The organism is Bradyrhizobium sp. 132, assembly GCF_023074185.1.
GTDB lineage: Bacteria > Pseudomonadota > Alphaproteobacteria > Rhizobiales > Xanthobacteraceae > Bradyrhizobium.
Genome location: NZ_JADPKY010000081.1, coordinates 18,512 through 33,248, shown reverse-complemented (window position 1 = coordinate 33,248; position 14,737 = coordinate 18,512). Strand labels below are relative to the sequence as shown.

The 14,737-nt window shown below is 64.6% G+C and carries 14 protein-coding genes; 5 read left to right on the top strand and 9 right to left on the bottom strand.

From position 1 onward, the window contains the following. The first annotated feature begins 108 nt into the window (after nt 1-108). Nucleotides 109-711: a septation protein A gene (locus tag IVA74_RS14000; protein WP_247344460.1), complete on the top strand. Its 603-nt coding sequence runs from the start codon at nt 109-111 to the stop codon at nt 709-711. 102 nt (nt 712-813) lie between these two features. Here the strand turns inward: IVA74_RS14000 and IVA74_RS13995 are convergent, their stop codons facing one another. From IVA74_RS13995 to ccmA, 5 genes are all read right to left on the bottom strand, one after another. Next, entirely contained in the window at nt 814-1,401 is a 588-nt protein-coding gene (locus IVA74_RS13995; RefSeq protein ID WP_247344457.1) for a DsbE family thiol:disulfide interchange protein, read from the bottom strand. Next, the gene (gene ccmD / locus IVA74_RS13990; protein WP_247344454.1) at nt 1,398-1,583 is read right to left on the bottom strand and encodes a heme exporter protein CcmD; all 186 of its coding nucleotides are present in this window, start codon (nt 1,581-1,583) and stop codon (nt 1,398-1,400) included. The genes IVA74_RS13995 and ccmD overlap by 4 nt, the downstream gene beginning before the upstream one ends. Then, a complete protein-coding gene (locus IVA74_RS13985; RefSeq protein ID WP_247344451.1) occupies nt 1,580-2,350 on the bottom strand; it encodes a heme ABC transporter permease in 771 nt (256 codons plus the stop codon). Before IVA74_RS13985 ends, ccmD begins: the two co-directional genes overlap by 4 nt. 76 nt (nt 2,351-2,426) lie before the next feature. Then, on the bottom strand, nt 2,427-3,095 hold the full coding sequence (gene ccmB / locus IVA74_RS13980) for a heme exporter protein CcmB (RefSeq protein ID WP_247344448.1): 669 nt from the start codon (nt 3,093-3,095) through the stop codon (nt 2,427-2,429). A 76-nt stretch (nt 3,096-3,171) separates the two neighbouring features. Then, nucleotides 3,172-3,774: a heme ABC exporter ATP-binding protein CcmA gene (gene ccmA / locus IVA74_RS13975; protein WP_247344446.1), complete on the bottom strand. Its 603-nt coding sequence runs from the start codon at nt 3,772-3,774 to the stop codon at nt 3,172-3,174. Between the two features lie 243 nt (nt 3,775-4,017). On the opposite strand from ccmA, the gene acnA reads away from it, so the two are divergent. The 3 genes from acnA to IVA74_RS13960 all read left to right on the top strand — a co-directional run bounded on the left by acnA (nt 4,018) and on the right by IVA74_RS13960 (nt 8,721). Further along, nucleotides 4,018-6,738 (top strand): aconitate hydratase AcnA, encoded by a 2,721-nt coding sequence (acnA, locus tag IVA74_RS13970; RefSeq protein WP_247344443.1) that lies wholly within the window; start codon nt 4,018-4,020, stop codon nt 6,736-6,738. A 220-nt stretch (nt 6,739-6,958) separates the two neighbouring features. Continuing rightward, nucleotides 6,959-7,735 (top strand): DUF1223 domain-containing protein, encoded by a 777-nt coding sequence (locus tag IVA74_RS13965; RefSeq protein ID WP_247344440.1) that lies wholly within the window; start codon nt 6,959-6,961, stop codon nt 7,733-7,735. A 617-nt stretch (nt 7,736-8,352) separates the two neighbouring features. After that, nucleotides 8,353-8,721 carry a DUF2794 domain-containing protein gene (locus IVA74_RS13960; protein WP_247344437.1) on the top strand — a complete coding sequence of 123 codons (369 nt, stop codon included), beginning with the start codon at nt 8,353-8,355 and terminating at the stop codon, nt 8,719-8,721. A 116-nt stretch (nt 8,722-8,837) separates the two neighbouring features. On the opposite strand, the gene IVA74_RS13955 is transcribed toward IVA74_RS13960, so the two are convergent. The 4 genes from IVA74_RS13955 to IVA74_RS13940 form a co-directional block, all read right to left on the bottom strand. Continuing rightward, complete coding sequence (locus IVA74_RS13955; RefSeq protein WP_247344434.1) at nt 8,838-9,368, bottom strand: GNAT family N-acetyltransferase; 531 nt, start codon at nt 9,366-9,368, stop codon at nt 8,838-8,840. Nucleotides 9,369-9,659: 291 nt separating this feature from the next. Further along, nucleotides 9,660-10,451: a Bax inhibitor-1/YccA family protein gene (locus IVA74_RS13950; protein ID WP_247344431.1), complete on the bottom strand. Its 792-nt coding sequence runs from the start codon at nt 10,449-10,451 to the stop codon at nt 9,660-9,662. Nucleotides 10,452-10,720: 269 nt separating this feature from the next. Continuing rightward, a complete protein-coding gene (locus tag IVA74_RS13945) occupies nt 10,721-13,291 on the bottom strand; it encodes an FtsX-like permease family protein (protein WP_247344427.1) in 2,571 nt (856 codons plus the stop codon). Further along, complete coding sequence (locus tag IVA74_RS13940; protein WP_247344424.1) at nt 13,288-14,010, bottom strand: ABC transporter ATP-binding protein; 723 nt, start codon at nt 14,008-14,010, stop codon at nt 13,288-13,290. The genes IVA74_RS13945 and IVA74_RS13940 overlap by 4 nt, the downstream gene beginning before the upstream one ends. 55 nt (nt 14,011-14,065) lie before the next feature. Between IVA74_RS13940 and IVA74_RS13935 the strand changes: the two genes are divergently transcribed. Continuing rightward, nucleotides 14,066-14,701, top strand: coding sequence for an arylesterase (locus IVA74_RS13935; RefSeq protein ID WP_247344592.1), 636 nt, complete (start codon nt 14,066-14,068; stop codon nt 14,699-14,701). Nucleotides 14,702-14,737 lie beyond the last annotated feature (36 nt).

The window sequence follows — 14,737 nt, the reverse complement described above, 5'->3', positions numbered from 1 at the left end:
GCGCAGGCGGGGCATCCAGTACGCCGCGCCGTTAGTTGTGGATCACAAGCGCCTCGGAATACTGGATCCCCCGCCTCCGCGGGGGCTGACAGCAACAAAGGTCAAGGAATGGACAAGACCCAGCCGCATCCGCTGTTCAAGCTTGCGACCGAGCTCGGCCCGCTGCTCGTGTTCTTCTTTATGAATGCGAAGTTCAATCTGTTCGCCGCGACCGGCGCTTTCATGGTCGCGATCGTCATTGCGATGATCGCCTCCTATGTGGTGACGCGGCACATCCCGATCATGGCGATCGTGACAGGCGTCATCGTGCTGGTGTTCGGCACGCTGACCCTGGTGCTGCACGACGAGACTTTCATCAAGCTCAAGCCGACCATCATCTACGCCCTGTTCGCCGCGATCCTCGGCGGTGGCCTGTTGTTCGGTCGCTCCTTCATCGCCGTCATGTTCGACCAGATGTTCAACCTGACGCCGCGGGGCTGGCGCATCCTCACACTGCGCTGGGCGCTGTTCTTCGCCGGCATGGCGGTGCTGAACGAGATCGTCTGGCGCACCCAGAGCACGGACTTCTGGGTGAACTTCAAGGTGTTCGGCGTCACCCCGCTGACCATGGTCTTCGCCATCGCCCAGATGCCGCTGACCAAGCGCTATCACCTCGAGCCGGCGTCGCTGGAAACGAGCGAGGCCGAGGCGGGGGATGTGCGGAAGGGTTGAATTTCCCAACTCGTCATTGCGAGCGAAGCGAAGCAATCCAGAATCCCTCCGCGGAGACAGTCTGGATTGCTTCGTCGCAAGGGCTCCTCGCAATGACGGTGACTATTTCAGCGCCTTCTCCATCTGCGGCAACAACACCGTCCGCAGATTGTCCGGCGTGATCGGTCCCACCATCTTGTAGACGATGGTGCCTTCGCGTCCGACGACAAACGTCTCCGGCACGCCATAGACGCCCCATTCGATCGAGGCGCGGCCGTTGGCGTCCACGCCGACGTGGCCGAACGGGTTGCCGTAGCGCCCGAGGAAGCGCCGCGCGTTGTCGGCGGCGTCCTTGTAGTTGATGCCGACGAGCTGGAAGCGTTTGTCTTTTGCCAATTCGGTCAGGAGCGGCGCCTCGTCGTGGCACGGCACGCACCAGGACGCCCAGACATTGACGAGGCTGACCTTGCCCTTGAAGGCGGCGGGATCGAGGCCGGGGATCTGCGCGTTGTCAGCCTGCAATCCATCGAGCGGCGGCAGCGTGGTTTGCGGCGCGGGACGACCGATCAGCGCGGAAGGAATCCGCGAGGGATCGCCGCTGCCGAGCCGGAACCAGAATAACAGTGCCAAGCCGATAAAGGCGACCAGCGGCAGCACCATCAGGAAGATGCGGCGCTGCGGCGGAGCGGACGTCGGTTGATCGCTCGTCATCGCTGATCACTCCCGCTGCGCCCCGAACGGCGGGTGATGCCGCTGCGGTCGAGATCGCGCAGGCGCTGGATCTGGCTACGGTAGTCGAGCACGATCCAGCCGATCAGGATCACGACCACGAGGGCGGCTGCCGCGTAGGACGTCACGATGAAGGATGCGTAGGGGCCAAGCGACATCGTCATGCAGCCCCAATTTCTTTCGATGCGCCCACGTCGCTCGAAAACGCCACACGGCTCGCCTGCATCATTTGCAGCGAGCGGACACGGCGGCGCAAAATCTCGTTGCGCATCGCTGCCAGATGCAGCGTGACGAACAGCAGCGTGAACGCGATCGCCATCACCAGCAACGGGATCAAGAAGGATTTGTCGAGCGACGAGCCGCCCATCCGCATCACCGATGCCGGCTGGTGCAGCGTATTCCACCAATCGACCGAGAACTTGATGATGGGCAGGTTGATCGCACCGACCAGGGTCAGCACGGCCGCAGCGCGCGCCGCGCGGGAGGGATCGTCGACCGCGCGCCACAGCGCCATCAGGCCGAGATACATCAGGAACAGGATCAGCACCGAGGTCAGCCGCGCGTCCCATTCCCAATAGGTGCCCCACATCGGCCGGCCCCATAGCGATCCCGTCAGCAGCGCAAGAAAGGTGAAGGCGGCGCCGATCGGAGCGGCGGCTTTGGCGGCGACGTCGGCGAGCGGATGCCGCCACACCAGCGTGCCGAGCGAGGCCAGGCTCATCACGCCCCATACGAACATCGACAGCCACGCATTGGGCACGTGGATGAACATGATCTTCACCGTCGCGCCCTGCTGGTAGTCGTCCGGCGCGTAGGCCGATTGATAGAGCCCGATCGTGAGCAGGATGGCAGTCGCGGCCGCAAGCCATGGCAACACCCGCGCCGTCAGCGCGAGGAACCGTGTGGGGTTGGCGAGGTCGATCAGCGTCATGGTATTCTGATAATCACAGGTAAGCGCTCAGGCAATCAGCACGAAAGTCCGGAGCGAAAGTTGATCGGGGTCAAGGTCAGTCCAGTCCATGCTTCAGGCTCGCGGCGGCCGCGAAAGGGCCGACCACGAGGCTGATCAGCGACAGCGCGCACAGGATCGAGAACGGCGCGCCGAACGACATGGGTCCGACGATCACGGCCTGCGAGGCCGCGACCCCGAAAATCAGGACCGGAATCGACAGCGGCAGCACCAGGACGGCCATCAGCAAGCCGCCGCGGTGCAGCGTCACCGCCAGCGCCGCACCGATCATGCCGGTGAAGGTCAGCGCCGGGGTGCCGGCCAGCAGCGTCAGCGCCACAGCGCCGGTTGCGACCATGTCGAGGTTAAGCAGCAGGCCGAGCACGGGGGTTGCGACGATCAGCGGCAGACCGGCGGCGAGCCAATGCGCCAGCGCTTTCGACGCGCAGGCGAGTTCCAGCGGCGTCCGGCTCATGGTGATCAGGTCGAGCGAGCCGTCCTCGTGGTCGGCCATGAACAGCCGGTCGAGCGTCAGCAGGCTCGCCAGCAGCGCGCCCAGCCACAGGATCGCCGGCCCGAGCCGCGACAGCAGCGCCAGATCCGGCCCCACCGCAAACGGCATCAGTACCACCACGGTCAGGAAGAACAGCACGCCAATCAACGCCCCGCCGCCGACGCGAAGCGCGATCCGGATGTCCCGGCGAATCAGGGCGGACAGGGCGGTCATGGGGTGGCTCTCGCAAGGCAGCGGCGGAAGGACGAGGCTAGACCCGACCGCGTGGAAATCTGAGGGTCGGACCGTCTCATGTCACAGCCCCGATCCGAAGCTCCCGCGAATCGATGCCAAGCGGGGCATGGGTGGCGGCGATGATCAGGCCGCCGCGGCCGAGGTGCTCGCGCATCAATCCGGAAAACATGTCCTGGCCGGCGACATCCAGCGCCGTGGTCGGCTCGTCGAGCAGCCAGACCGGACGGCGGACCGTCAGCAGGCGGGCCAGCGAGAGCCGGCGGCGCTGGCCGGCGGACAGGAAGGCGGCCGGCAAATGGGCGGCGTGATCGAGGCCGACGATGGCGAGGCTTTCGGCAGGGTCAAAACGCTCGCCGCCGAGAAAATCGGCCCAGAATGCCAGATTCTCCGCCACGCTCAGGGCCGGCTTCAGGGCGTCGCGATGACCGAGATAGTGACACTGCTCCGGCAGGGTCAGCTCGGCATCGCCTCCATCCAGCGCGATCGTGCCGCCCGCCGGAACGAGCAGGCCCGCGATCAGCCGCAGCAGCGACGTCTTGCCCGATCCGTTGCGGCCCACGACCGCCACGGCTTCGCCGGAGCTGGCCTCGAAATCGAGCCCGGAAAACACGTCGCGTCCGCCCCGCACGCAAATGACCCCGCGTCCGGAAAGCTGCATCGTGCCTCGTATCAATCCGCTCAAGCCCGGCCTCAGGAAATCTTGGGGTAGCGCATGGGAATTTTTGGCTCGCGAATTGCTGCGGCACCATTGTGGCTGTGGCGGCGCCGTTAGAAAGCTTCTATAAGCCCGGAACTACTTGATGCAGCAACTTAACCTGCCCCTGCAAGCGACCTAGCCGGAATCGCTGACGGTGTTAAAATACCCCTTGCCGGGTATAACTAACAATTGGGATTTCCTTTCATGACCTCGCTCGACAGCTTCAAATGCAAAAAGACCCTCAAGGTCGGCGCCAAGACCTATGTCTATTACAGCCTGCCCACGGCCGAGAAGAATGGTCTGAAGGGAATTTCCAAACTCCCCTACTCGATGAAGGTTTTGCTCGAGAACCTGCTCCGCAACGAGGACGGTCGCTCGGTCAAGAAGGAAGACATCGTCGCGGTGTCGAAATGGCTGCGCAAGAAGTCGCTGGAGCATGAGATCGCGTTCCGCCCGGCTCGCGTGCTGATGCAGGATTTTACCGGCGTGCCGGCGGTGGTCGACCTCGCTGCCATGCGCAACGCGATGCAGAAGCTTGGCGGCGATGCCGAGAAGATCAATCCGCTGGTGCCGGTCGATCTCGTTATCGACCACTCCGTGATCGTGAACTTCTTCGGTGACAACAAGGCTTTCGGCAAGAACGTCACCGAGGAATACAAGCAGAACCAGGAGCGCTACGAGTTCCTGAAGTGGGGTCAGAAGGCGTTCACGAACTTCTCCGTCGTGCCGCCCGGCACCGGCATCTGCCACCAGGTCAATCTCGAATATCTCTCGCAGACGGTCTGGACCAAGAAGGAGAAGATGACGGTCGGCAAGAAGACCGGCACCTTCGAGGTCGCCTATCCCGACTCGCTGGTCGGCACGGACTCCCACACCACCATGGTCAACGGTCTCGCCGTGCTCGGTTGGGGCGTCGGCGGCATCGAGGCGGAAGCCTGCATGCTCGGTCAGCCGCTGTCGATGCTGCTGCCGACCGTCGTCGGCTTCAAGCTGAAGGGCGCGATGAAGGAAGGCGTCACCGCGACCGACCTCGTGCTGACAGTGACGCAGATGCTGCGCAAGCTCGGCGTCGTCGGCAAGTTCGTCGAGTTCTTCGGCCCCGGCCTCGACCATCTCTCCGTCGCCGACAAGGCGACCATCGCCAACATGGCGCCCGAATACGGCGCGACCTGCGGCTTCTTCCCGGTCGACGCCGCCGCGCTCGATTATCTCAAGACCTCCGGCCGCGCCCCGGCGCGCGTCGCGCTGGTGCAGGCCTATGCCAAGGCGCAAGGGCTGTTCCGCACCGCCAAGTCGGCCGATCCGGTGTTCACGGAGACGCTGACGCTCGACCTCGGCGACGTCGTGCCTTCGATGGCCGGTCCGAAGCGTCCCGAAGGCCGCATTGCGCTGCCGTCGGTCGCCGAAGGCTTTTCGGTCGCCCTCGCCAGCGAATACAAGAAGACCGACGAGCCGACGAAGCGCTTTGCCGTCGACGGCAGGAACTTCGACCTCGGCCATGGCGACGTCGTGATCGCGGCGATCACCTCCTGCACCAACACCTCGAATCCGAGCGTGCTGATCGGCGCCGGTCTGCTGGCGCGTAATGCCGCCGCGAAGGGCCTCAAGGCGAAGCCGTGGGTGAAGACCTCGCTCGCCCCGGGCAGCCAGGTGGTGGCGGCTTATCTCGCCGATTCCGGTCTCCAGGCCGATCTCGACAAGGTCGGCTTCAACCTGATTGGCTTCGGCTGCACCACCTGCATCGGCAATTCCGGCCCGCTGCCCGAGGAGATATCGAAGTCGATCAACGACAACGGCATCGTCGCGGCTGCCGTGCTCTCCGGTAACCGCAACTTCGAAGGCCGCGTCTCGCCGGACGTGCAGGCGAACTATCTGGCCTCGCCGCCGCTCGTCGTCGCCCACGCGCTCGCGGGCAGCGTCACCAAGAATCTCGCCGTCGAGCCGCTCGGCGAAGGCAAGGACGGCAAGCCGGTCTACCTGAAGGACATCTGGCCGACGACGAAGGAGATCAACGCCTTCATGAAGAAGTTCGTGACCGCGGCGATCTTCAAGAAGAAGTATGCCGACGTGTTCAAGGGCGACACCAACTGGCGCAAGATCAAGACGGTCGAGAGCGAGACCTATCGCTGGAACATGAGCTCGACCTATGTGCAGAACCCGCCCTATTTCGACGGCATGAAGAAGGAGCCGGAACCGGTCACCGACATCGTCGAGGCGCGCATCCTCGCCATGTTCGGCGACAAGATCACCACCGACCACATCTCGCCGGCCGGTTCGATCAAGCTCACCTCGCCCGCGGGCAAATACCTCAGCGAGCACCAGGTGCGTCCGGCCGACTTCAACCAGTACGGCACGCGGCGCGGTAACCACGAAGTCATGATGCGCGGCACCTTCGCCAACATCCGCATCAAGAACTTCATGCTCAAAGGTGCGGACGGAAATATCCCTGAAGGCGGCCTGACCAAGCACTGGCCCGACGGCGAGCAGATGTCGATCTACGACGCCGCGATGAAGTACCAGCAGGAGCAGGTGCCGCTGGTGGTGTTCGCGGGCGCGGAATACGGCAACGGCTCCTCGCGCGACTGGGCCGCGAAGGGCACCCGTCTGCTCGGCGTGCGCGCCGTGATCTGCCAGAGCTTCGAGCGCATCCACCGCTCCAATCTGGTCGGCATGGGCGTGCTGCCGCTGACCTTCGAGGACGGCACCTCCTGGTCGTCGCTCGGTCTGAAGGGCGACGAGAAGGTCACGTTGCGTGGTCTCGTCGGCGATTTGAAGCCGCGCCAGAAGCTGACCGCGGAGATCGTCTCCGGCGACGGCTCGTTGCAGCGCATTTCGCTGCTTTGCCGCATCGATACGCTGGATGAGCTCGAATACTACCGCAACGGCGGCATCCTGCACTACGTGCTGCGCAAGCTCGCGGCGTAAGCGCGGATTTGTGAACGGTGGCTCACTGCGAAGTGAGTAGTAGGTTACACGAAGGCGGCCTATCACAAGGCCGCCTTCGCGCCTTTGCGGCAGGCTTCAGATGGGCCCGTCCGGCAGAGAACTTCGTCAAGGACGGTCGATGTGTGAGACCCGTAAGATTACGGTGACCATCCGGCGGTAAGATTTCCCCTCTCACGAGTAATGGTGTGCGGCGTTCGACATGACAACAATGACGGCTTCTCATCTGATTTCGCGTTGGTCCGGTGCCCTCTGGTCGGGCGCACTCGGGATCTGCGCGATCGTCGCCGTCATTCGTCCTGCCGAAGCTGAGCCCCGCGCCGTTGTCGAATTGTTTACCTCGCAGGGCTGCTCCTCCTGCCCGCCGGCCGACAAGATCATCGGCGACCTCTCCAGCGATCCCTCGATCATCGCGCTGAGCATGCCGATCGACTATTGGGATTATCTCGGCTGGAAGGACACACTGGCGGATTCGCGTTTTTCTGCACGGCAGCGGGCCTATTCGCGCATGCGCGGCGACCGCGAAGTCTATACGCCCCAGGTCGTGGTCAACGGCTCCACGCATGTCGTCGGCAGCGACCGCACCGGCATCGAAAGCGCGATCGGCAAGACCGACAAGGGCACGGGCGTGATGAGCGTGCCGGTGACGATGTCGCTCGCGGGCAAGCAGATCAATGTCTCGGTGGCCGCGAGCAAGGAACCGGCGGTCTCGCGTGGCGAGGTCTGGATCTGCTCGATTGCGAAATCGGTGCCGATCGCGATCAGCCGCGGCGAAAATCGCGGACAGCAGGTCATCTATCACAACGTGGTTCGCAACCTACTCAAGGTCGGCGACTGGACCGGCCGTTCGGAAAGCTGGACGGTGCCGATCGAGAACCTCACGCGCGACGGCGTCGACGGCGCTGTGGTCTATGTCCAGGACGGCAGCCGGGAAAAGCCGGGGCCGATGCTGGGCGCGGCGTATACGTCGCTGCACTGATTCGATTCTCTCTCTAAGAGTCGTACTGCCTGAGCGGCGTACTGCGCTCTCAACCCTCATGGTGAGGAGCGCGCCCTCGCGCGCGTGGCGGGCGATGCTGCGCATCGCCGCGAGAACCATGCAGGCCCCGCTGATGCAGCCCGGCCTCGATCCTTCGAGACGCCGCTTCGCGGCTCCTCAGGATGAGGGGAGTTTGCGCGGTGTGGAGAGGAATTGGTCGAGCCAGAAACATCCCGGCACAAACAAAAAAGGACCAACTTGCGTTGGCCCTCCTTGTCGTGCGAACAGACCCGATCCTGACGACCCCGGGGGGCTGGGGGCTGAGGAATCCGGAACCGAAAGGACCGGGTCAACGCACACCCGCTTTTTGTCAGGGCAGGGCGGCAGTCGCTTGGCGGAAAAGCGGCGACACTATGATTCTTGCTAACGATCCCGTGACGGTTTGCGCGACAGAGTTCCACCCTGCGTGTGCCCGGAATTCGCACCGGATTCTATGCGCCCTCTCAAGGCCCCCTTGCGGTGGGGAACAGTTGGGGCAATCATGCAGCTGTCATGATCCGCGGTTCCGGGGACGGTCTTCGCGGACGTGATCATGCTGTGGCGACAGGAGGCTTTCTATGAGTCTGTCGGAGGATGCCGATCCGAGCGAACAGCGCGCGGCGGCGCGCCCAGCCGCTGCGAATGCGCAACTGGGCCGGGTGACGTTCAACCGGCTCGAGTTGCATCGTATTCTCAATCTCTACGGCCGTATGGTCGCCGACGGCGAGTGGCGTGATTATGCCATCGACTTCCTGAAAGACCGCGCCGTGTTCTCGGTGTTTCGCCGCGCCTCGGAAGTGCCGATCTATCGCATCGAAAAAGATCCGCGCCTCGCGCGCAAGCAGGGCATGTACAGCGTGATCTCGGCGACGGGTCTGATCCTGCGCCGCGGCCACGAGCTCGAACGCGTGCTGCTGGTGATCGATCGCAAGCTGGCGGTGGTGTAACTGCACGAACAGCGCCGTAGGGTAGGCAAAGGCGCAGCGCGCCCGTGCCCACCATCTCTCCTCAATCGGCGCGCTAGGTGGGCACGCTTCGCTTTGCCCATCCTGCGAGAGCGAGCCTACTTCCCCGGCACCGTACCCGCACCCTCGCCGAGGTCGCGCTGCATCATCACCGTATCCAGCCAGCGGCCGAATTTCAGCCCGACGCTGGGATGCGTGCCGATCATCTTGAAGCCACCCTTGGTGTGCACGCCGATCGAGCCGGCATTGGCGGAATCGCCGATCACCGCGATCATCTGGCGGAAGCCTCGCGCCTCGCATTCGACAACCAGACGCTCCAGCAACAGAAGTCCGACGCCGCGACGGTGAAAGCCTGGATCGAGATAGATCGAGTTCTCGACCGTGAAGCGGTAGGCCGGCCGCGGCCGGTAGGCCCCCGCATAGGCATAGCCGGCAACGCGGCCGTCGAGGATGGCGACGAAATAGGGATAGCCGCCGTCGATCAGCGTACGATAGCGGCGCGTCATCTCGGCGAGATCGGGCGGGTCCAGCTCGAAGGTCGCGGTGCCCTCGCGGACGGCCTGCTGGTAGATGGCGGTGATGGCGGGAAGGTCGGCCTCGAGGGTGGGCCTGATTTCAGGTGCGGACATGGGGCGAGATTAGAGCGTTCCCGAGACGGCTGGAAGAGGCAACGGCTTCTCGGCGTCGTCTTTGCGAGCGCCGCAGGCCCCATCTTCTCCGCTGTCATGCCCCGCATAGGCATCCAGTACTCCGAGACAGCGCGGCTAGAACGGAGCCGCTGCGGCGTACTGGATCGCCCGCCCCAGTGCGCAATTGCGGACAAGGCGGGGCATGACAGCGGCGGGTGCTGCGACGTCCGGCCCCAAGCAAAAACCCCGACCTTTCGGCCGGGGCTCGTGTTGTTCGCTCTGGGCTTGCGCTTAGTCGCGCTGGCCGAGGAGCTGCAGGAGCAGCGTGAACAGGTTGATGAAGTTCAGGTACAGCGACAGCGCGCCGGTGATGGCCGCACGCTCCGCGACTTCACCGCCGGCCGAGGCGTAGCCGTAGATGTAGTCGTTCTTCAGCCGCTGGGTATCCCAGGCGGTGAGGCCCGCGAACACCAGCACGCCAACCACCGACACGACGAACTGGAGCAACGAGCTCGCCAGGAACAGGTTGACCAGGCTCGCGATGACGATGCCGATCAGGCCCATGAACAGGAACGAACCCATTCCGCTCATGTCACGCTTTGTGGTGTAGCCGTAGAGGCTGAGCGCGCCGAAGGTCGCCGCGGTGATGAAGAACACCCGCACGATCGAGGTGTGGGTGAACACCAGGAAGATCGAGGACAGCGAGACGCCCATCAGCGCCGCGAACACCCAGAACAGGATCTGGGCGGTCGAGGGCGCGAGACGGTTGATGCCCGCCGAGATCACGAACACCATGGCGAGCGGCGCGAGCATGAACAGCCACTTCAGGGGGCTGACGAACATCGCGTAGCCGAACGGCGTCAGGAACAGCTTGCCGACACGGACGGCTTCCGGGGTCGGAACATCCGTCACGGCGGCCATGTAGACGCCGAGTGCGGCAAGGCCGGTGATGGCCAGGCCGATGCTCATGTAGTTGTAGATGCGCAGCATGTAGGCGCGCAGGCCGGCATCGACCGTCGCGGCGTCAACACGCCCGGCGGCCCTGCCGAAAGGAGAAGCGTAGTTACGGTCTAGGTCCGACATGGTCGAATTCCCGTTGGTTAGCCCGGTCCGGCATGAGGGCTCCATGCCACCGGTTCGTCAAATTCTATCTCGGATACCGATGTCTGCCGACTAAATTTTGGCTAACAATCGGGGCTCCGAACCCATTCGATATGTGGGAAACTAACACATTCGCTGCAACCGTCCACGCGCGGCTGAATGTCGCCCTCGCCCGCAATCCTGGCGAGCAAACGTGGTTAATCGCCGGAATCGTGCGATTCCGCCCCCGCGCAGCCGCCCGCTACCATTTGTCACAAATTCCGCAGCACCGTGGCGGGCTTTTTGTTCAACGCCAGGAGCGTGCCGGCGAGCCCGAGGCCGACCGTGACGACCAGGGCGGCCGCGACCACGCCGGCCGCGCTGCCGGCCTGCCAGACGAAGGTGAGCGTCATCAGCCGGGTCACGATCATCCATGCAGCGACGCTGCCGGCGAAAACGCCGAAAACCGCAGTGGCGAGGCCGATCAGGAGGTATTCGAGCGCATAGGCGCCGAGCAGCCGCAGCCGGGTCGCGCCCAGGGTCTTGAGGATCACCGCATCGTAGACCCGGTGGCGATGGCCGGCGGCAAGCGCGCCGCCCAGCACCAGGATCGCCGAAATCAGGGTCACCGCGCTGGCGCCTCGGATCGCCAGCGCCAGATTGGTCACGACCGAGCCGACCGTCTCCATTACCTCGCGCACACGCACGCTCGTCACCATCGGATAGGCGTCGGCGACCTCCTTGATGATCTTGCCGTCGCCGGCCGCATCGCCGCCGGCTTCCGTCAGCGTCGCGATGTGGGTGTGCGGCGCGCCCTTGAATGCGTTCGGCGAGAACACCAGGACGAAATTGATGCCGAGGCCCTGCCAGTCGATGCTGCGCAGATTGCTGATCTTCGCGGGGATGTCGCGGCCGAGGATATTGACCACGACCTCGTCGCCGAGCTTGAGGCCGAGCCCGTCCGCGATCTTCTTCTCCATCGAAACCAGCGGTGGACCGGTATAATCGGCGCTCCACCACTCGCCCTCGACCACCTTGGAGCCTTTCGGCAGATCGGCGGTATAGGTCAGGCCACGGTCGCTCTGCAGCACCCACTCGGAATCGGTGGCGGGCTTGAGCTCCTCGGCGCGGACGCCGCGGGCTCCGACGATGCGCCCGCGCAGCATCGGCACGTCCTCGACCTTCGCGCCAGGGGCGATCTGGCGCAGATAACCGTCGAACTGCTCGGCCTGCGTGCTCGGGATGTCGATGAAGAAGAACGACGGTGCGTGCTCGGGCAATGCTGCCAGGAACTGCCGGCGCAGATTGCCGTCGATCTGGGTGATGGTGACGAGCACCGCAAGCCCGAGGCCCAACGACAGCACGACCGAGGGCGTCAGCGCGCCCGGCCGGTGGATGTTGGCGATCGCGAGGCGCAGCATCGGCAACCGCGTGCGCGGCAGCCGCCGCGCGATCGCCATCAGCAGCACGGCAATGCCGCGCAGCAGCGCGAACACGACGACGGAGGAGGCCACGAACACCGCAGCGATGCGCTTGTCGAACGACAGGCCAATCACGACCGCGACGAGCAGCGCGACCACGACGGCCATGAAAACGAGGTAGCTCCAGCGTGGCCGGTGCCATTCGTTGCTGATGGTGTCGCGGAACAGCGCGGCCACCGGCACGTCGTGCACGCGCCCGAGTGGCCACAGGCCGAAGGCAAGCGCAGTGAGCAGCCCGTAGACGAACGACAGCGCGAGCTCGTCGGCATGCACCGCCGGGACCACCGGCAGCGGCAGCAGCTTGCCGAACAGGCCGACGATCGCAAAGGGCATGGCGGCGCCGAGCGCAAGGCCGATCAACGAGCCGATCGCTGCGAGCAAGAGAACCTGCGCGAGATAGATGCCGAACACGTCGCGCCCGGTGGCGCCGACGGCCTTCAAGGCCGCGATCACCTCGAGCTTGTGGTCGATATGGCTCTTGACGGCATTGGCGACGCCGACACCGCCGACCAGCAGCGCAGCGAGGCCGACCAGCGTCAAAAACTGCGTGAAGCGGCTGATATTGCGTTCGAGCTGCGGCGAGGCATTGGAACGGCTGCGGACCTCCCAGCCGGCCTGCGGCGCGGCGTTGCGCGCATCCGCGATGAAGGTTTCGGTGTCGCGCTCGCTGTTGGCGATCTCCGGCAGCTTCACCCGATAGACCCAGCGCACCAGGCTGCCGGGCTGGATCAGGCCTGTCGCGCGCAGGCCTGCCTCGCTGATCAGGAAGCGCGGGCCGAAGCCGATGCCGCCAGCGAGCTTGTCGGGCTCGGCCTCGACCGTGCTGCGGATCTGGAACGTTGCTGCGCCGACGGTGACGCGATCACCGGTCTTGAGCGAGAGCCGCGCCAGCAGCGTCGGATCGGCGGCGGCGCCGAACGCGCCGTCGCGCTCCGCGAGCAGGTCGGACATCGGCAGCGGCGGCGCCTGCGTCAACTGTCCGAGCATCGGATAGGTGTCGTCGACCGCCTTCATCTCGACCAGTGCGAGCTGGCCCTCCGCCGACCGCGCCATGCCGCGCAGTGTGGCGGCGCTCGAGACCGTGCCGCGCGAACGCAGGAAGGCGACTTCCTCCGGCTTCGCTTCGCGCTGAAACAAGACGAACGACACGTCGCCGCCGAGCAGCGTGCGGCCCTCGCGAGCGAGGCCGTCGCTCAGGCTCGCCGAGACCGAGCCGACGCCGGCGATGGCCATCACGCCGAGCGCGATGCAGGAAATGAATACATAAAAGCCGCGCAGGCCACCGCGCAATTCGCGCAGCGCGTAGCGCAGCGACAGCGCGACGCCGTTGGGCTTCGCGAACGGTTCGACTGCTGCGCTCATGCGGGTGCAGCCTGCGTGTCGATGCGCCCCGAACGCAGGCGGATGACACGATCGCAGCGATGCGCGAGTGAGGAATCGTGCGTCACCAGCACCAGGGTCATGCCGCGCTCGGCATGCTTGCTGAACAGGAGATCGACGATCTGCTTGCCGGTGGCTTCGTCGAGATTGCCGGTCGGCTCGTCGGCAACGAGGATCGCGGGATCGGGCGCCAGCGCGCGCGCCAGCGCAACGCGCTGCTGCTCGCCGCCGGAGAGTTGTGTCGGGTAATGATGCAGGCGATCGCCGAGCCCGACCGATTGCAGCTCCTGCGCCGCGCGCTTGGCGGCGTCGGGATTGCCGGCGAGCTCGAGCGGCACGGCGACGTTCTCCAGCGCCGTCATCGTCGGGATCAAATGGAAGGACTGGAAGACGATGCCGATTTGGCGGCCGCGGAAGCGGGCCAGCGCGTCCTCGTCGAGGCCATTGAAAGGCGTGCCGCTGACCACCACCTCTCCGCTATCAGGACGCTCCAGCCCAGCCATCACCATGAGCAGCGTGGATTTGCCCGAGCCTGACGGGCCGATCAGCCCGATCGTCTCGCTACGGCCGACGCGCAAGCTGATATCCTTGAGAATGTGAACGCGTGCCGCGCCCGTACCCAATGACAGATTGACGTTGGAGATGGCGATGGTGTCTGCCGAGCTGGCGGCGAGCGAAGAGGAAGAGATGCGAGTGTCCATGGTCCGGTCATATGGCAACTCCGTACGCGCGGTCGAGAGGCGTTACGGATTGTTCATGCACATAGCCGTGTTGATGTTCGCTTTGATGACGGTCGCAAATCCGGCTTGGGCGGAATCGACAAAATCGGTCAAGCTTGTCGTTCTGGGCGATTCTTTAAGCGCCGGTCTCGGTCTCCCGGCCCAGGAAGCATTCCCCACAAAGCTTAAAAAAGCCTTGCAGGCCAAAGGCATAGACATCGACATGACCAACGCGGGGGTGTCCGGGGACACCTCGTCCGCCGGCCGTGACCGGCTCGACTGGTCGGTCCCTGACGGAACCGACGGTGTCATCATCGAGCTCGGCGCCAACGACGCGTTGCGCGGCATCGATCCCGATTTGACGCGCACCGCGCTCACCGAGATCGTCCAGCGCCTCAAGGCGCGCAAGATCGCGGTGATGCTGTGCGGCATGCTGGCGCCGCCGAATTACGGCCCGGATTATGCGGCACGCTTCAATTCGATTTATCCGGATCTGGCGAAAAAATTCGACGTGCCGCTCTATCCGTTTTTTCTTGACGGTGTCGCAGCCGACGCCAAACTCAACCAGGCCGACGGCATTCATCCGACCGCGGCGGGCGTCGACATCATCGTCAAGAATATCTTGCCCACGGTTGAGGCATTCCTTGGCACGATAGCTGAGCAACGGCGTTGAAAAGCAGGCAGCGCCGACCGTAATTCCCAGGGTTTT